Genomic DNA, 21,261 nt, shown 5'->3' on the forward strand with positions numbered 1-21,261 from the left:
CAGCCCGCAAAATCAACCAACTTCCCACCCAACTCAACATGCAAACCATGCAAAGGCGTGCGCTTAATATCCGTCATAAATAAATCCTTTCCCAAGCCAGTTTTCCGAGGTCATCGAATAGCTTGCAACGATGAATTTGCAGGACAGTCTGATATCACCAAGGTTCCTGTGGACGGTCTTGCGAGTCAACAACAATACCGCCCGGCCAGATTCGGGGGTGAGCGAGAATAATTTCCAAACCGCAACGAACGGCTCTGGCCCCGGACCTAGACCTGTCCTAAGACTTGCCACGCAAGAGGGACCGACATGTCACATATCACACTGGTGCGTCACGGGCAGGCCAATACCACCGCGCGCGACGAAAAGAACTATGACAAGCTCAGCGATCTGGGACATCAGCAGGCCCGCTGGCTGGGGGCGCATCTCCAGGACACACGCAGCCATTTTCCCCGGGTCTATTGCGGCACCCTGATCCGCCACGCCGAGACCACCGCCAGCATGGGGCTGACTGATCCGATCCGCGATCCGCGGCTGAACGAGATCGAGTATTTCACCATCGCGCAGCTGTTCGAGGAACAGCACGGAGTGAAAGTGCCCACTGATCGCGAAGGTTTTGTCGAGCATCTGCCCCGCACCTTTGCCGCCTGGGCCGATGGCGCCATCAAAAACACACCGGAAACCTTCGAGGAATTCGAAACCCGGGTGCGCGACGCGCTGACCGATATCGGAACCGAAGGCGGCCCTGCCATCGTTGTGACCTCGGGCGGGTTGATTTCGATGGTTGTCCGGCAGGCGATGGGGCTGGATATCCCGGCCATGGCGCGGGTGGCTCTTGCCATCATGAACACGTCAATGCACCGTTTATACCCGATAGGTACACAGCTCAGCCCGGTTCTGTTCAATGCCGTTCCGCATCTGGAAGCACCAGACCGGCAGTTTGCACAGACCCACCTGTAACCCCAAACCAGAGGCTTTGTGATGCAACTTTACTATGCCCCTCGCACGATTTCGGTCGCCGTTGCGATTGCACTGGAAGAGGCCGGGCTGGACTATGAGGCGATCCAACTGGACTTTGCCAGTGGAGAGCAAACCAAATCCGCCTACAAGCAGATCAACCCAAAAGGCCGGGTTCCGGCGCTGGTGGTTGACGGTGGGATTTTGACCGAAACCGGGGCACTTTTGGAGTTCATCGCAGCAATGGCTCCGAAGGCCGGGCTGGTGCCTGCGGACCCGATCATGGCCGCCCGGATGCGCGAGGTGATGTATTACCTTGCCTCGACCATGCATGTGAACCACGCCCATAAGCTGCGCGGCGCGCGGTGGGCCGACAAGAAATCCAGCTGGAAGGATATGACGGCAAAAGTCGCGCAGACCATGGCAGCGTCCTGCGACTATATCTGTTCGAACGGTCTGCGTGGACCGTTTGTGCTGGGCGAGGCGTTCTCGCTTGCCGATGCCTATTTGTATGTGGTTTGCAGTTGGTTGGAAGGCGACGGCGTCGACATCGCAGCCTACCCCAAGATCGTCGCCTTTCGTGAGGCGGCAGAGGCGCGCGCTTCGCTGAAAGCCGTACGTGCCGCCGGAATGCTCTGATAAAGGGGACAAAATATGACGCATCTATGGGTCCGGGCCGAACAGCGCCCGAACGAAGAACGGGTCGGGCTGACCCCTGAAGGCGCTTTGGCTCTGATCGCTGCTGGCATCCGCGTAACGGTCGAGGAAAGCCATGTTCGCGCCATCCCCATCGACGGTTACAAGGCTGCTGGCTGCGAGATCGCGCCCGAGAATTCCTGGCCAGATGCACCTAATGACGCGATCATCTTTGGCCTCAAGGAACTGCCCGAGGATGGCACGCCCCTGCCCCACCTCCACATCATGTTCGGCCATGCCTATAAGGGTCAGCATTCCGGCCGGGCGCTGCTAGAACGGTTCAAGGCCGGGGGCGGAACGCTGTATGATCTGGAATATCTTGTCGACGAAAACGGCCGCCGAGTCGCCGCCTTTGGCTATTGGGCCGGCTATGCCGGGGCTGCGGTGACACTCAAGACTTGGGCCGCGCAGCAGCGGGGCGCGGAATGCCCTCCGGTTGGTGTCTATCCCAGCAAGGACGCGTTGAATTCCGAGCTTCTGGCTGAACTAGATGCCATCGAGGCCAATAGACCAAGGGCCATCGTCATCGGTGCTCTTGGCCGCGTGGGCACCGGCGCCAGCGACCTTTGCACGGCGATGGGTGTCAGTGTCACCAAGTGGGACATGGCCGAAACCGCCAGCGGTGGGCCGTTCCCTGAAATCCTGGACCACGACCTGTTCCTGAACTGTATCTTCGCGCGCCCAGGTACGCCGATTTTTGTCCCACATGAGGCACTGGCCGCTGACCGCAAGCTGACCGCCATCGGCGATGTCGCCTGTGACCCCGACAGCGATTATAACCCTGTTCCGGTTTATGACCGAGCAACAACTTGGGAGGCACCTGCCCTGCGCGTGGCGACCAATCCGGTTCTTGATGTAGTTGCAATCGACAATCTGCCGTCGATGCTACCGGTCGAAAGCTCGGAAGATTATGCAGCACAGCTTCTGCCTTCTCTGCTGACCCTGACCGACTTGAACAGCGGCGTCTGGGGCCGGGCCCGCGATACGTTCGACAACCATGTCTAGGAGTAGCCACGCATGGAACACCTGATCGGGGGCGCAGCTGCGGTGCTGGGCACTGTATGTTGGCTTCCTCAAACCCTAAAGACCTGGCGCTCCCGCGAGACCAAGGATCTGTCTATGCCGGCGAACCTGTTGATTCTGGCCACGTTGAGCCTGTGGCTGATTTACGGAGTGATGATTGCGGCATGGCCGCTGATATTGGGTAATGTGATATCGATCCTGCTTGTCAGCGCGATCGTGATTGCAAAACTGAGGTTTGGCTGAACAGCCGTAAAGGAGTTTTCACATGACGATTCACTGGTGTGGCACCGGCCTGTCGGCCATTCCCGGCTTACGCCGCCTGATCGAAGGCGGGCACAAGGTCACGGTCTGGAACCGGACAATCGAAAAGGCCAAGGCCGAAGTTGGTGACCTGACCAGCGATATCCGCGTTTTTGACATCGACGCCTTGGCGGCGGTGCTGGAACAGGGCGATGTCATCGTTTCGATGTTGCCCGGCGACTGGCACGTGCCCTTGGCCGAGCTTGCAATCGCGAAACAGGCGAATTTCGTCTCATCCTCCTATATCGCCCCCGAGATGCGCGCGTTGGACGAGGCGGCCCGCGAAGCCGGGGTGGCGCTGGTCAACGAGGTCGGGCTGGACCCGGGCATCGATCACCTGATGGCTCATGCACTGATCGACGACTATCGCGCTTCGGACGCGTTCGACCCGCAGAACCACCTGAGTTTCATCTCTTATTGCGGTGGCATCCCCAAGCATCCGAACCCGTTCCGGTACAAGTTCAGCTGGTCACCGCTGGGTGTGCTCAAGGCGTTGCGTTCTCCATCGAAATCAATTCGCAATTATGCTCCGCTGGACGTGGCGCGCCCATGGGATGCGATTACCAGCTATATCGCACCCCTGCCCACACCCGAAAGCTTTGAGGTCTATCCGAACCGCGACTCGATCCCGTTCATGGCGCAGTACCATTTCGAGGATCACTGGCCGGTCAAGGAATTCGTCCGCGGTACGCTGCGTCTGAATGGCTGGGCCGATGCGTGGTCGGGTGTGTTTGCCGAAATCGAAACCCTGTCCGGCCCCGAAGGCGATGCACGCCTGAAGGAGATGTCGGACCAGTTCTGGGCCGACAACGCCTATGACGAGGGCGAGCCGGACCGTGTGGTTCTGTGTGTGGGCCTGAAGGCGGAAAAAGACGGCGTTCCGGTCTGGCACAAAACCTATGTGATGGATGCCTGGGGTGACGACCGCGGCACGGCAATGGCGCGGCTGGTCTCGGTCCCCGTTTCACTGGCTGTCGAAGCCGTCTTGAACCGCGCTATTCCGGCAGGCGTTCATGCGGCCCCCAATGATCCGAAACTGGTGCAGGGCTGGATGGCTGAAATCGACCGGCTGGCGCAGCACCTCGCGATCATTGACCATTCCAACTGAGATGACCGTCACGCCAATCAGGTGGCGTGACGGCAATAAAACTGGTGCCTACATCAGATCATTTTCCACGTCCTCGGCCGATACCCCTAGCGCATCCAGACCATTTTCCAGATGATCTGACATGTGCGGCGTTCCGATCAGGTAATCAGCACAGGGGGTTGAGGCTTCGGCCCTTGCGGTGGCGATGGCTTCGACCAGATCCTCGGCGAAGAAGCTTTCACGCCCGATCCACATGATAGCCACCAGTTCGGCCTGTTCGTCCTCGCTCATGTGATCAATGAACGCGCGCAACTCGCCCTCGGCCCGATTCAGCTCGCGCCCCATCAGCGCAACCTGAGCAACTTTTCTTGCTGAAATTTCCAACATGACCCGACTCCTGTGTTCGCGGCTTTCGAATGAAACAACCACTAGGCAGAGCCCGAGTCTTTGATCTTGAACAAACGCGTTAGCGCAGGCGCACACGCGAAACCGGCTGATCCGGCACCGGTGCGGTTCTGAACGGGCGAAAGGTGGCTTTTTTCACCCAAAGTTTAAGTGCTTGCCAGATGATCAGCGCAAAGGTCCGCCGCGCACCAAATGGGCGGCGCAGCAGCGACCACAGGATCACCCGGTTGGTCAGCGGACGGCGTGTCCCGGTCAGGGTGGCGATCAATCCGCCCTCGGGGCGGGTATACTCGATCCAAACGCCAACACGTTCGGGGCGATAGTCGAAACGGAAGGTATAGCTGCCCTCGATCTTCTGGAAGGGCGAAACATGCAGCAGCTTGTCAGCCACCATCCTGTCTGTCACTTCGATGGGCGCAAAACCGGGCTTGTGGCACAGATAGCTGTGGCGCGTGCCATAGGTGTTGGTCACCTCGGCCACCACCGCATTAAGCACATCCTGTCCATCAAAACAGAACCAGAAGCTGACCGGGTTGAACACATGCCCCAGAACCCGAGGCTGCGTCAGCAACATCAGGCGCGCCGGTTGCGCCACCTGCAACTGATCAAACCGCGCGCGCAGCCAGGCGGCACCGTCGCCCTGGCCCGGCTCACCCCCGTGATCCTGCGACCGCCAGTTGGCAAGATTGGCCCGGTTCACCGAAAATAGCGCCGGAGTGGTCAGATCGCGTTCAGGGTTCAGAAGAATGTAGTCGACCGAATAGCGGAAGGCGTTTTCGATCGCCCCCTTGCGCCCGTGAAAGGTATGGCCCGCAACATGATCAACGGTCTGTGTCATTCGATATGGTCCGACCCGCTTGTAACCGCCCGGAGGGGCGTGGTTTTCTGAAGGTTTCTGTTACTTAGAATACGGCATCCAGCCAGGATTGGATCAAAAATATCGCTTCAGAGTGATCCGGCTTGGGACACCAACCGTATTGTGGTTATGTTTACCGAGATAGACACCGTGACCTTGGACGAGCCGGCGGCTACACCCGCCGTCCTCAAGCCTTGGCGCACAAGAAAACGCATCAAGGGTAGACAGGTGAACGGAACACAAAGCAGTTGCGACACCAGGATTGAGTGGGTGGACCATGTCAGGCGCATTCGGGATGCGCAGGATCAGGCGGCTTTTGCCGAGCTGTTCCAGCATTTTGCGCCGCGGATCAAGGCGTTCCTGATGAAGTCAGGCTCGGACGCGACCATGTCCGAGGAATGTGCGCAAGAGGTGATGGCGACCTTGTGGCACAAGGCCCATCTGTTCGATCCGACCCGGGCAACGGTGGCCACATGGGTGTTCACCATCGCACGGAACAAACGCATCGACGCCCTGCGCAAGCAACGGCGCCCCGAACCGGAAGAACTGGGCTGGGGCCCCGAGTCCGAACCTGATCAGGACGACGTGATCGTCTTGCAACAAGAAACCGCGCAGCTGCGCACTGCCTTGAAGGCGTTGCCTGACGCGCAAAGAGACTTGATCGAAAAGGCCTATTTCGGAGACCTGAGTCACCGGGAAATTGCGTCTCAGACTGGATTGCCTCTGGGAACGATCAAATCAAGAATTAGGCTGGCGCTGGATCGCCTGCGCCACGCAATGAACTGAGACAGAGACGATGAGCAAACAGATTAAGCATCACCTGACGGAAGATCTGCTGATGGCATATGCCGCCGGCAGCCTGCCCGAAGCGTTCGATCTGATGGTCGCGACCCATCTGTCGCTGTGTGACCATTGCCGCGCGCAGGCTGAAAGCTTTGATGCGGTTGGCGGACAGATACTGGACGCGCTGCCCTATCCTGCCCAAATGAACGACAGCGCGCTGGCTGCGACGATGGCGCTGATCGCCCAAGGCGTACCGACCCCCAAGCCCGTGAACAAGGGCTGCGCCGTGCTACCTGCCCCCCTGCAGGACTACGTCGGCGGCACTGTCAATGACATCCGATGGCGGCCCATCGGAATGGGCGTCAGACAAGCTATCTTGCCGACGAGCGGCGACGCTTCGGCACGTCTGCTGTTCATTCCGGCCGGAACCGCAGTTCCGGATCACAGCCATAACGGTATGGAATTGACCATGGTTCTGCAGGGTGCTTTCTCGGATGAGGTTGATCACTTTGCACGCGGCGATGTTGAGATTGCCGATGAAGATCTGCATCACACCCCGACCGCAGACATTACCGCAGATTGCATCTGTCTGGCCGTTACCGACGCGCCGCTAAAATTCACCAAGCTCATGCCCCGCTTGTTCCAGCCCTTCCTGCGTATCTGATCTCTGGGACCTGACGCGATGCGCTGGCCAAATCCGGCCAATGTCGCATCGAACGGCTTATCAGATTTCGTGCCGCGCCAGCGGTACAACGCCCGGCGTTTCGTCAGGTGCGATCTCTTCGAAATCGAAATTGTCCAGTCGCTGCGCCCGGCGCCCGGCCTTTTCAGCGCTGATCTTGATTTCCGAGATATCCTTGGCCGCCTGCCCGAAATGACGGTCCAAATTGGAAACCCGATCGCCCAGGCGATCTACATCCTTGTGCAGCAGACCCAGCTCTTTGCGGATAGCACCCGCCTGTTCCCGCATCCTTGCGTCCTTCAGGATCGCGCGCATCGTGTTCAGCGTTGCCATGCAGGTGGTGGGCGAGACGATCCAAACACGTTTGGTAAAGCTCTCCTGCACCAATTCGGGAAACTTGGCGTGCAACTCGGCATAAACCGCTTCGGAAGGTAGGAACATCAACGCGCCATCGGCGGTTTCCCCGTCCAGAATGTATTTCTCGGAGATGTCGTTGATATGCTTGCGCACAGTTGTTCGGAACATCTGCACCGCCGCTTTCAGCTCCGTATCATTGGTCGACCCGATCAGCGCCTCATACGCTTCCAACGGGAATTTGCTGTCGATCACAATGGGGCCTGGTGGGTTGGGCAGGTGGATCAGGCAATCCGCCCTACGCCCGTTCGACAAGGTCGCCTGCAGCTTGAAACTGTCCGAGGGCAATGCCTTGGAGACGATATCGTTCAACTGAATCTCTCCGAACGCACCGCGCGTCTGTTTGTTCGACAGAATATCCTGAAGCGACAGCACATCGCCCGACAGTTTGGTGATGTTATCCTGCGCCTTGTCGATGGCCGCCAAACGCTCCTGCAACTGGGTCAGTGACGTCGCCGTCTGTTTCGACGAGCCGTGAAGCGATTCCTTCATCCGCTCCTGCATCTCGGCCAGCGCACGTGCGGATTTCATCGCATTATCTGCCAGCCGATCGTTCATCTGCTGCTGCACCGAAGACAGGCGGGATTCAACCGTCTGGATCACCTGCAGCTGCGCATTGGCCTGCGTGTCCGAGACATGCTGCAGACCACCGCGCAGCTGCTCTTGTCCTTGTCCCAACTGCTGAACATGCTGACCCAGATGCGCCATTTGCCGCGACAGTGGCTCGGCCATCCTGGCTGACCGGTTGGCCGCTCGCAAAGACAGGAACAGCAGCAACAGGATCAATGCCACCACCCCGCCAACGATCAGAATCACGGGGTCGTTCAATGCAAATTGGGTTCCTGCAATCTCGATCATGTTGCCTCGGGTGTTCTTGTTTTATTCTTCATAGCCCGCGCACCCCGCGGGATCAACTGCGTCCGAACAAACGTTCGATATCGGTCAGCTTCAGTTCCACGTAGGTTGGCCGCCCATGGTTGCACTGGCCGGAATGGGGTGTCGCCTCCATCTCGCGCAGCAGGGCGTTCATCTCTTCGGCCCGCATTCGGCGGCCCGAGCGGATCGAACCGTGACAGGCGACACGGCTGAGGATCGCCTCAATCCGCGCCTGCACCATCTGGCTTTCACCCTGATCGGACAGCTCATCCAGAATATCCAGAATCATTGCGCGGGCGTTGACCTCACCCAGAATGGCCGGGGTTTCACGCACGGCAACCGCACCGCCGCCGAAGGGCTCGAGCGTCAGGCCAAAGCGCGAAAGGTCATCTGCCACCGCCATTAGTCGCGCGCAGTCGCCTTCAGACAACTCCACGATCTCGGGGATCAGCAGCGCCTGCGCCGTCACGCCGTTCGCCGCCATCTGGGCTTTCAACTTTTCATAGACCAACCGCTCATGCGCGGCGTGCTGATCGACGATCACCATGCCATCAGCGGTCTGGGCGATGATGTAGTTTTCATGTACCTGCCCGCGCGCGGCCCCCAAAGGCAGGTCTTCGGTCGGCGCCTCGGAAGCGGGCTCCGCGACCGGCTCGACCACGCTGCCGCTGTAATCGCGGGTCAGTTCAGCAAAGCCCGGTGCCTGCGCCTGATAGGCCATCTGGCGCGCGGCGGGTGAGGGGCGATCCATCTGATACACCCGCGCCGGGGTGGAGTGAGACGGCTCGGGTCGCATCGCGCCGAGGGTCGCGTTCGCTACGGTTGAAGACGCCCGATGCCCCGCTTCGGCCAGTGCGTGCCGCAGAGCCGAGACGATCAGCCCGCGCGCCACGCCAGGGTCGCGGAACCGCACTTCGGATTTGGCAGGGTGCACGTTCACATCCACCAGCGTCGGATCACAGTCGATGAACAGAGCCGCCGCCGGATGCCGATCACGGCTGAGAAAGTCGAAATAGGCCGCCCGCAATGCACCGGTCAGCATCTTGTCACGCACAGGCCGTCCATTGACGAACAGGTACTGCGCCACCGCTGCGCCCCGAGAATAGGTCGGCAGAGCGGCATAGCCATACAGCCGGATACCCTCACGCGTGGCGTCAATTTGCAACGCGTTCTCGGCAAACTCGCGCCCGATCACGCGGGCCAGTCGGGCATGCAACGCGTCAAACAGATCACCATTCTCACGGTCAGCCCGGAAGGTCACGCGCCCCTCGCCGCCGCCCGAGACATCGCGCAGGGTAAAGGTGACCGAGGGCTCGGCCATGGCCAGACGTTTGACCGTATCGGCGATGGCCTGCGTCTCGGCGCGGTCGGTACGCATGAATTTCAAACGCGCAGGCGTGGCAAAGAACAGATCGCGCAACTCGACCACGGTACCCGCGCGCAGAGCCGCGGGTTTCACCGCGGACATTGTGCCACCAGCGACCTGAATCTGCGCCGCATCCGCCCCCGGAACACGACTGGTTATGGTCAAACGCCCGACCGCGCCCAGCGACGGCAACGCCTCACCGCGAAAGCCGAAAGTATGAATGTTCAGCAGATCCGACCCGTCGATTTTCGAGGTTGCGTGGCGGGACAAAGCCAACGGCAAATCCGCCGCCGCAATACCACAGCCGTCATCGGTGACGCGAATCAGCGTCTTGCCCCCATCGGCGATCTCTATCGCAACCCGCGTGGCACCTGCATCAATGGCGTTCTCGATCAATTCCTTGACCGCAGAGGCCGGTCGCTCGACCACTTCGCCGGCTGCGATCCGGTTGATTGCAGCATCGTCCAACTGCCGAATTACCGGTCGAAACTCGTTGATATTGGGGTTTGCCTGCTCCATACCCCTAGACCTAGCACATGCGCACACGATTCTGCCACTGCTATGGCATTCAGATTTTGTGCAAGAGGGGGGCGTTCGGACAATCGCGCCATGTCGGCCCGCAAGGCGACGACCTTGATCACGATTGCCCGAACAAGCCGGGGTGAGTGGTGGTCAGTTGCTTAACAATACAACAACCTTAGCACGATCTGCAGATTAAGGCTCATTAACTCTGGTCGTGCTGTTCGCGTTGGCAAAGTTCAGCCGAAATACGGCATCAGCCAACAGCAGGAATATGCCGGATCAAACAGTGCCTGGAGCACCCGCGCGGGTCCGGCAGGGGCCGAAAACAGCCGCAAGCGCCAGAATCACACCAGATACCGTTGCGATCATTCCGGCGGCACTCACGGCATCGCGGGCACCCAGCCATAATGGGCCATAACCCGCCAGAACATAGCCCATCACCGCCGAAACCAAGGCAAATCCAACGCTCCATGCGATTTGAGATTCCAATCGGTTGGTCATCAACCGCGCCGCAGCCGGGGGGCAGATGAACATGGCGATCACGATGATCGAGCCAACCGCGTCGAAGGATGCGACGGCAGCTATCGCCGCTGTGATCACCAGCGCAAACCCCAAAGGACCGGTCCGAATACCAATCGTGCTGGCAAAACCTTCGTCAAAGGTCGAAATCTTCAATGGTCGCCAGAATATCCAGGTAAACAGGGAAACCCCTGCAAGTGTCAGCGCGATACGCGGCAATTCCGGGGGCAACCCTGCAAGCGCTGCCGGGTTCCACAGCGAGACCCATCCCGTTGCGTCCAGCCAGATCAGACTTTCGAGATTGCCATACAGCGCGTGTTCCACATCCAGATGCACGGTCGAGGTGTCCGTCTGCTCCAACAAAAGAACACCCGCCGCAAACAGGGTAGTAAAGACCACGCCCATTGCCGCACCGGGTTCGATCTGACCCAACCTGCGGATCGCCTCGATCATCACAACGGCAACCACGGCAGCACCCGCCGCGCCCAGCATCATCGGCCAGGTCGAGATCGCGCCGGTCAGCAGAAAGGCCACCACGATGCCCGGCAACACTACATGGCTGATGGCATCCCCGATCAGCGCCTGTTTGCGCAGAACCAGAAAGTTCCCCGGAAGGGCGCAGGCGATGGCGGCAAATGTCCCGATCAGCAGCGGTGTCAGTGACAGGGGAACGAATTCTTCGCCGCTCATGGTGCTATCCCCTGCGGGCCGCCGATCTGGCGGTCGATCTCGGTAATCTGGTCGCGGGTCAGCACGGTTTCGATATCGCGCAGCCCGTCATAAAGCGCCGCCGTTGCTTCGTGGGCCTGGTCCGTGCGAACGACCTCCCACCGCTTTTCGTCGCGCAGGGCTTTGGCGGCGCGGGCCTTGCCAGCCTCGGTTGCCACGCCGTCGGGGCGTGCCAAACCGGCCCGGCGCAACAAACGCAGGGTCAGCGGCTCATAGATTTTCTGCCCTTGTGCCAACGCAAGCAAGCCCTGCCGGATATGAACCCGACGCTGGAATTGCAGGTGCCGCAACACCGCCGCCAGAACACCGCGAACCGGCGCCAACAGCAACGACAGGACAAACACGGCAAAACTGACAAGAACGATAAGCGGACCCGTCGGCAGATTGGGAGCCGCCGCCGACAGTGCCGCACCGATATAACCCGAGACGCCCCCGATCAGACCCGCCAGCAACACTACTCTTTCGGACCGCTCAGTCCAAAACCGGGCTGTCACCGGCGGAATGATCAAAAGCGCAACGATCAGGATCAACCCGACAACTTTCAGGCCAACCACTGTGACGGCCATAACCAGACCCATCATTGCAAGGTCGATGCGATGCACCGGCAGGCCCCTGGCTGCTGCAAATTCAGGGTCAAAGGCCACGATCGTCATTGGACGGCGGATAATCATGACAAGCGCCAGCGTTGCCGCGCCTCCGATCGCAATGATCATCGCATCTGTCCAAAGCATTCCTGCGGTCGAGCCCAGCAGAAACCCTTCGAGCCCCGCCTGTCGGCCCACACCCATGGTCTGGATCACCGTCAGCAGCACAATGCCGAAACCAAAGAATACAGATAGGACCGCTCCGATCGCGGCATCCTCGGCCAGCCGCGTGTGCCGCGTCAGCCAGTTCATACACAAAAGGCCGATCCAAGCGGATATTGCCGACCCGACGAGCAGGCCGATCAGGTTTCTGCCGTCCCCACCGAGGGCCACAAGTACCATAAAGGCCAGACACACACCCGGCAATGTCGCATGGCTGATCGCATCGCTGACCAGTGCACGTTTGCGCAAGAACAGAAATGTGCCGGTTACCCCGGCGGAAATGCCCAGCAGGCTTGCGCCGATTGCGACAAGTGTAGCGTTATAGCCAAGCTGAAGGGTCAGAGCATCCCAATGCATGACTCACCCCAGCGCGCGTGAGATCTGGTCGATCTGCGCCGTAGCCAGACGGCCGCCATAGGCAGATTGCAATGTCTTGGCCGTAAAAGCCTCGGCCACGGGCCCCTCGGCGACTTTGCGCGTGTTGATCAGGAAAACATGGTCGAAATAGTCGGTGACGGTCGCCAGGTCATGATGCACCGCAACCACGGTCTTGCCCGCCTCTTTCAGCGATTTCAGGACGGAAATGATGGCCTTTTCCGTTGCCGCATCAACCCCGGCAAAAGGTTCGTCCAGCAGATACAGATCGGCGGCCTGCGCCAAGGCGCGCGCCAGAAAGACCCTCTGCTGCTGGCCGCCTGACAACTGGCCGATCTGCCGGTCGGCAAAGTCACGCATCCCAACACGGTGCAGGCAATCCATCGCCTGCGCCTTATGCCGGGCGCGCACCCGTCCCAACAGCCCCAGTTCGCGCGACAAGCCCATCAGAACCACGTCAATCACGCGCGTCGGGAAGTCCCAGTCCACGCTGGCCCGCTGCGGCACATATGCGATCCGGGACCGCTGTCGATCCAGCCGATCGCCAAACACCGTCACCTGACCGGACAGGGGAGAGACAATCCCCAAAGCCGCCTTCAACAGGGTCGATTTACCAGCACCGTTTGGCCCGATGATCGCTGTCATGGCACCCGGTTGCACGGTCATATCAACCGAGAAAACTGCCGGCTTCTGCCCGTACGAGACGGTCAGGCCACGAATGGCCAGCGGGCTTTTTCCAATGTCGTTTTCCGGAAGGGGGATGCCCTGATGTGCCGCCAGTTCCAGCATCTCTTAAAACCCCGCCGACAGATTGCCGCTCATGCCAGTTTTGGGAATATCAGCCCCCAGAGCGCCTGCGATTACTGTGATATTGTGATCCAGCATCCCGATGTAGGTACCCTCATAGGTGCCGGGCTCGCCCATCGCGTCCGAATAAAGCTGTCCACCGACTTCGACCTGATGTCCCCTGGCCGCTGCACCCTCGATCAGCGCACGCATCGACCGATCCGAGACCGAGCTTTCCACGAAAACTGCCGTCAGTTGCCGGTCAACCAGCGTATCGACCAATTCGCTAATCCGGTTCAGTCCCGCCTCGGATTGGGTTGAAATACCCTGAATTCCAAGCACATCGTACCCGTATTCAGCACCGAAATACCCAAAGGCATCATGTGCCGTCACCAGAACACGGTTGTTTTCCGGGACCGCTGCAAGCACTTGCTTGCCATAAGTCTCCAGTTCCGCGATCTGCGCAAGAAAGGCCTCTGCGTTTGCCGCAAAGGTGTCCGCGGCCTCGGGGCGCGCTTGGGTCAGGGCTTTTTGCACCTCGACCACGACATCGCGCCACAGGGTCGGGCTCATCCAAAGATGGGGATCGTATTTGTCAGCATAATTGTCATGCGCGTGCAGCTTTGACTTATCAACGCCTTCGGCTACCGCAACGACCATGCGTTTACGCCCTAGGTCATGGAAGAACTCTTCCATCTGCGCCTCAAGATACAGACCATGCCACAGGATCAGATCGGACCTGGTCATAGCGACGATATCACTGCGGGTCTGACGATAGGCATGCGGGTCGACGCCGGGGCCCATAAGGCCCTTCACCTCGACCTGATCACCTCCGACCTGACGGGCGGCGTCGGCAATCATACCGGTCGTGGCCACCACTTTCAGCGGCGCATCGGCCCAGGCCGAGAATGGGAATACAGCGGCGAATGCCAGCGCTGCAAGGAAACTACGACGAATCATGTTAGACCCCGGAATTGGTATCTTGATAAGATGAATATGAGAACCGCTCGCAACTAAGTCAATGCTATTGAGAATTATTCGCAAGAAAACGCCTATTTTGTCCATTTGGTCAAAAAATTTACTCTTCCAATGCCGGATGGCCTTCCATTTGCTTCTTACCCGTGCGAATTTGATACAAACCTCCCAAAGGATGTGAAAATGGAAACGCAGAGCTCAGAAAGCCCCGTGCGCACCGCGCATCTGCCGCAAGTGACCGAGCCCCGGAACCCTGGAATGGAGCTTGATCTGGATTGGGTGCGGGCCGTACAGGTCAACACCTCGGCCGTTGAGCGCCGCGCAGCCACCCTGCCGGGTCGGCGCTCGGTGAAAAAGGACTACCAGGCGGCGTGGCTGCTCAAGGCGATCACCCTGATCGACCTGACCACCCTATCGGGAGACGATACCGTCGGCCGTGTCCGGCGCCTGTGCGCCAAAGCGCGGCAACCCGTGGCTTCTGCAACACTTCAGACGTTGGACATGCCACCGATCACCACCGGCGCGGTCTGTGTCTATCACGACATGATCGAAACCGCTGTGGATGCGCTGAAGGGCACCGGGATTCCGGTGGCCGCCGTATCGACCGGATTCCCTGCAGGCTTGTCCCCGTTCCACCTGCGCGTGGCCGAGATCGAAGAAAGCGTCAAAGCCGGAGCCGAGGAAATCGACATCGTAATCTCTCGGCGTCATGTGCTGTCGGGCGACTGGCAGGCCTTGTATGACGAGATGAAAGCGTTCCGCGTGGCTTGTGGCGACGCGCATGTCAAAGCCATCCTTGCAACCGGCGAACTGGGCAGCCTACGCAACGTGGCGCGCGCCTCGCTGGTCTGCATGATGGCGGGGGCGGATTTCATCAAGACTTCGACCGGTAAGGAAAGCGTCAACGCCACGCTGCCCGTGTCGCTGGTGATGATCCGGGCGATCCGCGATTACTATGACCGCACCGGGTATCGTGTCGGATATAAACCCGCAGGCGGGATTTCCAAAGCCAAGGACGCACTAGTTTACCTGTCGCTGATCAAGGATGAGCTGGGCGACCGTTGGCTGGAGCCGGACCTGTTTCGCTTTGGCGCGTCGTCGCTTTTGGGCGATATCGAACGGCAGCTAGAACATTTCGTAACGGGTGCTTATTCCGCCGGTTACAGGCACTCGATGGGCTGAGGACGAAAACAATGACAGTCAAAGAGATTTTCGAGACCATGGATTACGGCCCTGCCCCCGAAAGCTCAGCCGAAGCGCTGGCCTGGCTGGTCGATCAGGGTGACAAATTTGGTCACTATATCGACGGGACCTTCACCAAACCGGGCAAGGGGTTCGACAGCCGCAACCCGGCGACCGGAGAGGTTTTGGCCAAGCTGACCCAGGCCAAGCAAGCCGATGTCGACGCCGCCGTATCCGCCGCCCGCAAGGCGCAGCCAAAATGGGAGAAGATGGGCGGTGCGGGTCGTGCGCGCTACCTCTATGCCATCGCGCGCCTGCTGCAAAAGCACTCGCGCCTGTTTGCAGTGCTGGAAAGCTTGGATAACGGCAAGCCGATCCGTGAATCGCGCGACATCGACATCCCTCTGGTACAGCGTCACTTTTACTACCACGCCGGCATGGCGCAGTTGATGGAAAGCGAACTACCCAACGCCGAAGCGCTGGGAGTGTGTGGACAAATCGTTCCTTGGAACTTCCCGCTGCTGATGCTGGCTTGGAAGATTGCTCCGGCGCTGGCCATGGGTAACACGGTCGTTCTGAAACCTGCCGAATATACCTCTCTGACCGCGCTGCTGTTTGCCGATATCTGCTCACAGGCCGGGCTGCCCAAGGGTGTGGTCAACATCGTCACGGGCGATGGCGCGGTAGGTGAGATGATCGTGGCCTCGGACGTGGACAAGATCGCCTTTACCGGCTCAACCGCAGTGGGGCGGCGCATCCGTGAGGCGACCGCCGGTTCGGGTAAGGCGCTGACTTTGGAGCTGGGTGGCAAGTCCGCCTATATCGTCTTTGACGACGCCGATATCGATTCCGCCATCGAAGGGCTGGTCGACGCGATCTGGTTCAATCAGGGTCAGGTTTGTTGCGCGGGTTCGCGTCTGTTGGTTCAGGAAGGCATCGCCGATCGGTTCCACGAGAAACTGCGCGCCCGAATGGACACTCTGCGCATCGGTGATCCATTGGACAAATGCATCGACGTGGGTGCTGTGGTCGACCCGGTCCAGTTGCAGACCATCAAGAGTATGGTCGACAGCAACACCGCGGGTCACGTTTATCAGGCGGCCGGCGCGCTGCCCGAAAATGGCTGTTTCTTCCCGCCAACGCTGATCTCGGGCCTCGAAACCTCCGATCAACTGATGCAGGAGGAAATTTTCGGTCCGGTGCTGGTGTCCTCGACCTTCCGTACTCCGGAAGAGGCGGTTGAGCTGGCCAACAACACCCGTTACGGGCTGGCGGCGACGGTATGGACCGAGAACGTGAACCTTGCACTGGATATCGCACCGAAGCTGGTCGCGGGCGTTGTCTGGGTGAATGCCACCAATCTGTTCGATGCCGCAGCCGGGTTCGGCGGTGTGCGCGAAAGCGGCTTTGGCCGCGAAGGTGGCTGGGAAGGTCTGACCGCCTACACCAAGCCCAAAGGCAAAGGCAAACCATTGGCCAAGGCCGAGGCCGCGATGGGCGAAGGTGCCCCGGTCGATCCGATTGACCGTACTGCCAAAATGTATGTCGGCGGCAAACAGGCCCGTCCTGACAGCGGATATTCGAAACCCGTCTGGGGCAAGCCTGGCCTGCTGGGCCATGTGGGTCTGGCCAACCGCAAAGACGTCCGCAACGCGGTCGAGGCCGCAGCGGGGGCCAAGGGTTGGTCAAAGACCACCGGCCATCTACGGGCACAGATCTTGTATTACATCGGCGAAAACCTCTCGGCCCGCGCGGGTGAATTCGCTGCGCGCCTTGATGCCATGACCGGCAGGAAAGACGGCGCGAAAGAGGTCGAAGCCTCGATCCAGCGCCTGTTCACCGCCGCTGCCTGGGCCGACAAGTATGACGGCCAGGTGCACGGCGTTCCGATCCGGGGCGTGGCCATTGCCATGAAAGAACCTGTCGGCGTGATCGGCGCGCTCTGTGCTGACGAGGCGCCGCTGCTGGGTCTGGTCTCGGCCATGGCGCCTGCGATTGCGATGGGCAACCGGGTGGTTCTTGCGGCAAGCGAGCCTTACCCGCTGGCGGCGACGGATTTCTACCAAATCCTCGAAACCTCGGACGTGCCCGCTGGCGTGGTCAACATCCTGACTGGCAGCCACACGGAACTGGCGAAGCCGCTGGCTTCGCATCTGAATGTGGATGCAGTTTGGTCATTCTCGTCTACCGATCTGTCGGCCGAGATCGAGCGGGCTTCGGCCGGGAACCTGAAACGGAGTTGGGTGAATAACGCCATGGCAACCGAATGGCACGAGGATCAGACTCGCCGTTTCTTGCAGGCTGCGACCGAGGTTAAAAACATCTGGGTGCCCTACGGTGAGTAGGGACCCAGCCCTGGAGAACCCAGGGGTGCAAACAGTTTGTTCGGGTACAGATGGCGCGCTGCTGCATAGAGTGATCATTGAATGAACATAACGATGATTAACATGTGACATTGTTCATATACAGCGCCGCCACTATCCCTCAGCTTGGACCCAGTCTTAACAAGGTTGGATCGGTCCATGCTGAGTTTTCCATACGAGTTTCCTGAACTGGTACAGGTCGCCACGATGATCGGCGTCTTTGGCGCGGGCCTCTACATCACCAGCTATTTTCTGCTACAGATGGGGATCATCCGGGGCAACGGCAGCCTCTACCCCCTGCTTGTGATCGCCGCAGCCGGATGTGTTCTGTTCAGCATGTCGGAAGAATTCAACCTCGCGGGCTCGATCATTCAGCTGGCCTATATCTCGATCTCGATCCTGGGCCTGCTGCGCGGGTTTCTGTCCCGGCATTTGCTTCGGTTTTCAGATGACGAACGTCAGTTCATCGCCCTGCACCTTGAATCGCTGAAACCCCACCAAGCCCGGAAACTGTTGAACACCGCCGCCGTCAAGACCTATGAAAACGGTGACATCCTGATCGAAGAAGGCAAGACAACCGACTTTTTGGGCTTTGTCTTAAAGGGGCGGACCACGATCCTGAAAAACGGCCGGGTCATCAACCAATGTGGAGAAGATGAGATTTTGGGAGAGCTGACCTTTGGCCTTGGGCTGCCTGCCACAGCCACGGTAATAGCCACCGAACCCACCAAATGCCTGGTCTTCGACAATATCAGCCTGATGCGCTTGCTGCGGCGGAGCCGCCATATCGACGATGCATTGAAAGCAGCGCATTTCCGACATACACGGCAAAAGCTGTTGAACAGCAACAAGCACACGCTGCAGGCCCAGAGAAGACCTGCAGCGGCCTAAGGGTCAGCCGTCCAGACCTTCGGGTTTGCCAACGATGGTAAAGTGTAAACCATCTGGGTCCAGCAGTTCGGACGCCACCCGGTTCACATCCTCAAGCGTCACTGCATTCACCTTGTCATTGCGAGTGGCGATATAGTCGATAGGCAAATCCTCCATCTGCATACCCACCATGATCCCGGCGATCTGGCTGTTGCCATCAAAGCGCAGCGGATAGGCACCGGTCAGATAGGTCTTGGCGTCGTCCAACTCTTTCTGAGTGACCCCTTCGGATGCGGCGCGCGCCCATTCGCTGCGGATCACATCAACGGCTTCGGCGATACGGTCATTGGCCGAGGACACCGACCCAAGATACACAGAGGCCAGATCCTTTGGCACCAGATAGGTCGCCACGCCATAGGTCAGACCGCGTTTTTCGCGCACTTCCTGCATCAGGCGGCTTTCGAAACCTCCGCCGCCAAGAATGTGGTTCAACAGATAGGCGGAAAAGAAATCCGGGTCGTCGCGGTCGATCCCGGCATGGCCGAACAGAGCCACCGATTGCGGCGTATCGAACTCGATCACACTCACTCCGCCAGTGATCGTCACATCGGCCCGCTTAGGGATCGGTTTGCCGGTATCCGGCAGATCAAGCAAGAGCTCGTCCAGCACCGCGCCCAGTTCCTCTGGGGTGATATCGCCGACCGCGCCTACATACAGACGATCCTTGGTAAACACGTTCTCATATGCCGTGACCACATCATCGCGGGTCAAGGCGCTGACACTTTCGATCGTGCCCTTGCCTTCGGAACCGTAGGGGTGATCGCCATAGGCCATTTCCGCGAAGCTGCGCCCGGCAATGTCACTGGGGCTGGTCTGATCTGACCGCAGACCCGACAGAACCTGAGCGCGAACACGGTCTACGGCATCCTGATCGAAACGCGGTTCGTGAATCGTGGTCCGCAGCAGGTCAATCACCTCATCCCTGTTTTCGGTCAGAAACTGTGCCGAGATCGACACTGAATCGTCCGAGGCGCTATACCCGAACGACGCGGCCAGAGATTCCAGCTCGCGCGCATAGGTGCGGGCATCCATTTCGCCAGCGCCTTCTTCTATCAGGCCGCTCATCAGATACACCGCGCCGCGCTTTGTCGGGTCGTCCAGCGACGTGCCACCGCGGAACCGCAGCTCCAGGGCGGTGAAGGGGATCGAGTGATCCTCGACCAGCCATGCGGTGATGCCACCCGGCGAGGTGACCTCTTCAATCTCGATCTCGGCCCATGCAGGAACTGCGATGACCAAAGCTATCAGAGTTACAAATATCCGCTTCATTGCGTTACCTCATCGTCTCGCATCAGCCAGCCCGTGACCGAGGTTTCAGGCTGCAGCACTTCGCGCGCGGCGGCGATGATCTGATCACCGGTCACCGCCTGCAGGACATCAGGCCAAGCCTGTACATCTTCGACCGTCAGCCCGCTGGCCAGGGCACGGCCATAGCGATTGCCGATCCCGTCCACATTGTCTCGCGCATAGGTCTGCGCGGCGCGCAGCTGCATCTTGATCCGATCCAGATCCTCTTCGTTCACACCTTCGGCGATGAAATCGGTCACGGCCTGATCCATCGCATCCTCGGCCTCTTGCAGCGACACGCCTTCGGCCGGAACAACCAGCAGATCAAATGTGGTATCGTCAAGCGACACGCCTCGGTAGAACGCACCGGTATAGACGACCTTTTGCTGCTCGAACTGCAGTTTTTCATTCAGGTACGACGTCGTGCTGCCCCCCAGTAATTCAGCCAGAAGGAACAGGGCGGCGGCTTTTTCCTGTGCACCTGCGTCCCGTTCGGGTGCTAGATAGCTGCGCTGAACATAGGGCTGCGATACGCGCGCATCCTTAAAGGTCAGACGGCGTTCAGCGGTTTGTGGCGGCTCCTGTGATCGCACCCGTTCGGGCAGGTCCGGGTTTGCCGGGATTACCCCGTAATATTGCTCGGCCAGGGATTTGACCTCGTCTGGCTCAACATCGCCGGTCACCACCAGGATGGCGTTATTTGGCGAATAGTGGATCTGATAGAAGGACAGTGCATCGTCCAGGTCCAGCGTTTCCATCTCATGTTTCCAACCGATAACGGGGACACCATAGCGGTGGTTGAGGTATTGCGCCGCGCTGACCTGTTCACCGAACAGGGCGCGCGGGTTGTTTTCGGTACGCTGGTTACGTTCTTCCAGGATCACGTCGCGCTCGGTGGCGATGTCATCATCGGACAGGCGGATATTGCGCATCCTGTCTGACTCCATCCGCATCATCAGCTCAAGCCGGTCGGCAGCAACACGCTGAAAATAGGCGGTGTAATCATACGAGGTGAACGCGTTGTCATTGCCGCCATTGGCCGCGACGGTGGCAGAAAACTCGCCCGCCTCCAGCGTGTCGGTGGCCTTGAACAACAGGTGTTCCAGAAAATGCGCCACACCGGACGAACCAACCGGCTCATCCGCCGATCCGGCGCGATACCAGACCATGTGCTGCACGACTGGGGCGCGGTGATCCTCGATCACGACAACGTCCATACCGTTATCCAGCGTAAAGGTGGTGACCGCCTCGTGCCCATCTTCGGCAAAAACCGGGGTGGCGGCGATCAGAGCAGCCGACAGTGCGAGAGCCCGAACCATGGGGCATCCTCCGTTTCGTTTCTGGT

At 59.5% G+C, this 21,261-nt stretch carries 20 protein-coding genes; 10 read left to right on the forward strand and 10 right to left on the reverse strand.

Going from position 1 to position 21,261, the window contains the following annotated elements; translation table 11 throughout:
* Positions 1 to 306 precede the first annotated feature (306 nt).
* From AC2FIZ_RS18680 to AC2FIZ_RS18700, 5 genes are read left to right on the forward strand one after another with little or no spacing between them, the layout of a single operon-like run.
* Positions 307 to 957, forward strand: coding sequence for a histidine phosphatase family protein (locus AC2FIZ_RS18680; protein WP_142640087.1), 651 nt, complete (start codon positions 307 to 309; stop codon positions 955 to 957).
* A gap of 21 nt (positions 958 to 978) precedes the next feature.
* Positions 979 to 1,593 carry a glutathione S-transferase family protein gene (locus AC2FIZ_RS18685; RefSeq protein ID WP_142640085.1) on the forward strand — a complete coding sequence of 205 codons (615 nt, stop codon included), beginning with the start codon at positions 979 to 981 and terminating at the stop codon, positions 1,591 to 1,593.
* 15 nt (positions 1,594 to 1,608) lie between these two features.
* Complete coding sequence (locus AC2FIZ_RS18690) at positions 1,609 to 2,655, forward strand: saccharopine dehydrogenase (RefSeq protein ID WP_496791458.1); 1,047 nt, start codon at positions 1,609 to 1,611, stop codon at positions 2,653 to 2,655.
* Positions 2,656 to 2,667: 12 nt separating this feature from the next.
* A complete protein-coding gene (locus tag AC2FIZ_RS18695; protein WP_142640081.1) occupies positions 2,668 to 2,916 on the forward strand; it encodes a SemiSWEET family sugar transporter in 249 nt (82 codons plus the stop codon).
* Between the two features lie 22 nt (positions 2,917 to 2,938).
* Positions 2,939 to 4,081, forward strand: coding sequence for a saccharopine dehydrogenase family protein (locus AC2FIZ_RS18700; protein ID WP_142640079.1), 1,143 nt, complete (start codon positions 2,939 to 2,941; stop codon positions 4,079 to 4,081).
* Between the two features lie 48 nt (positions 4,082 to 4,129).
* Here AC2FIZ_RS18700 and AC2FIZ_RS18705 read toward each other — a convergent pair whose 3' ends face one another.
* Positions 4,130 to 4,447, reverse strand: a complete 318-nt coding sequence (locus tag AC2FIZ_RS18705) for a DUF3775 domain-containing protein (RefSeq protein WP_142640076.1) — start codon at positions 4,445 to 4,447, stop codon at positions 4,130 to 4,132.
* A gap of 79 nt (positions 4,448 to 4,526) precedes the next feature.
* On the reverse strand, positions 4,527 to 5,303 hold the full coding sequence (locus AC2FIZ_RS18710; RefSeq protein WP_142640074.1) for a DUF1365 domain-containing protein: 777 nt from the start codon (positions 5,301 to 5,303) through the stop codon (positions 4,527 to 4,529).
* 147 nt (positions 5,304 to 5,450) lie between these two features.
* Here AC2FIZ_RS18710 and AC2FIZ_RS18715 point away from each other — a divergent pair, with 147 nt between their 5' ends.
* Positions 5,451 to 6,107, forward strand: coding sequence for a sigma-70 family RNA polymerase sigma factor (locus AC2FIZ_RS18715; protein WP_142640072.1), 657 nt, complete (start codon positions 5,451 to 5,453; stop codon positions 6,105 to 6,107).
* A 10-nt stretch (positions 6,108 to 6,117) separates the two neighbouring features.
* On the forward strand, positions 6,118 to 6,768 hold the full coding sequence (locus AC2FIZ_RS18720; protein WP_281973765.1) for a ChrR family anti-sigma-E factor: 651 nt from the start codon (positions 6,118 to 6,120) through the stop codon (positions 6,766 to 6,768).
* A 60-nt stretch (positions 6,769 to 6,828) separates the two neighbouring features.
* On the opposite strand, the gene AC2FIZ_RS18725 is transcribed toward AC2FIZ_RS18720, so the two are convergent.
* The 6 genes from AC2FIZ_RS18725 to AC2FIZ_RS18750 form a co-directional block, all read right to left on the reverse strand.
* A complete protein-coding gene (locus tag AC2FIZ_RS18725; RefSeq protein WP_282022372.1) occupies positions 6,829 to 8,058 on the reverse strand; it encodes a DNA recombination protein RmuC in 1,230 nt (409 codons plus the stop codon).
* 52 nt (positions 8,059 to 8,110) lie between these two features.
* Positions 8,111 to 9,961, reverse strand: coding sequence for a DNA mismatch repair endonuclease MutL (gene mutL, locus AC2FIZ_RS18730; RefSeq protein WP_496791459.1), 1,851 nt, complete (start codon positions 9,959 to 9,961; stop codon positions 8,111 to 8,113).
* Between the two features lie 282 nt (positions 9,962 to 10,243).
* Entirely contained in the window at positions 10,244 to 11,173 is a 930-nt protein-coding gene (locus AC2FIZ_RS18735; RefSeq protein ID WP_281996045.1) for a metal ABC transporter permease, read from the reverse strand.
* On the reverse strand, positions 11,170 to 12,375 hold the full coding sequence (locus tag AC2FIZ_RS18740; RefSeq protein WP_281973767.1) for a metal ABC transporter permease: 1,206 nt from the start codon (positions 12,373 to 12,375) through the stop codon (positions 11,170 to 11,172). Before AC2FIZ_RS18740 ends, AC2FIZ_RS18735 begins: the two co-directional genes overlap by 4 nt.
* A 3-nt stretch (positions 12,376 to 12,378) precedes the next feature.
* A complete protein-coding gene (locus AC2FIZ_RS18745) occupies positions 12,379 to 13,182 on the reverse strand; it encodes a metal ABC transporter ATP-binding protein (RefSeq protein ID WP_142640060.1) in 804 nt (267 codons plus the stop codon).
* Between the two features lie 3 nt (positions 13,183 to 13,185).
* Positions 13,186 to 14,139 (reverse strand): metal ABC transporter solute-binding protein, Zn/Mn family, encoded by a 954-nt coding sequence (locus AC2FIZ_RS18750; RefSeq protein ID WP_496791461.1) that lies wholly within the window; start codon positions 14,137 to 14,139, stop codon positions 13,186 to 13,188.
* Between the two features lie 198 nt (positions 14,140 to 14,337).
* Here AC2FIZ_RS18750 and deoC point away from each other — a divergent pair, with 198 nt between their 5' ends.
* The 3 genes from deoC (at position 14,338) to AC2FIZ_RS18765 (ending at position 18,590) form a co-directional block, all read left to right on the forward strand.
* Entirely contained in the window at positions 14,338 to 15,336 is a 999-nt protein-coding gene (gene deoC, locus AC2FIZ_RS18755) for a deoxyribose-phosphate aldolase (RefSeq protein ID WP_271952143.1), read from the forward strand.
* 11 nt (positions 15,337 to 15,347) lie between these two features.
* A complete protein-coding gene (locus tag AC2FIZ_RS18760) occupies positions 15,348 to 17,681 on the forward strand; it encodes an aldehyde dehydrogenase family protein (protein WP_281996042.1) in 2,334 nt (777 codons plus the stop codon).
* A gap of 177 nt (positions 17,682 to 17,858) precedes the next feature.
* Positions 17,859 to 18,590, forward strand: a complete 732-nt coding sequence (locus tag AC2FIZ_RS18765) for a Crp/Fnr family transcriptional regulator (RefSeq protein ID WP_281996041.1) — start codon at positions 17,859 to 17,861, stop codon at positions 18,588 to 18,590.
* 3 nt (positions 18,591 to 18,593) lie between these two features.
* Here the strand turns inward: AC2FIZ_RS18765 and AC2FIZ_RS18770 are convergent, their stop codons facing one another.
* Both AC2FIZ_RS18770 and AC2FIZ_RS18775 read right to left on the reverse strand, forming a co-directional pair.
* On the reverse strand, positions 18,594 to 19,898 hold the full coding sequence (locus AC2FIZ_RS18770) for a M16 family metallopeptidase (RefSeq protein ID WP_142640051.1): 1,305 nt from the start codon (positions 19,896 to 19,898) through the stop codon (positions 18,594 to 18,596).
* A complete protein-coding gene (locus tag AC2FIZ_RS18775; RefSeq protein WP_282027878.1) occupies positions 19,895 to 21,235 on the reverse strand; it encodes a M16 family metallopeptidase in 1,341 nt (446 codons plus the stop codon). The genes AC2FIZ_RS18770 and AC2FIZ_RS18775 overlap by 4 nt, the downstream gene beginning before the upstream one ends.
* Positions 21,236 to 21,261 lie beyond the last annotated feature (26 nt).

It is taken from the genome of Ruegeria sp. CDSB022, assembly GCF_059611145.1.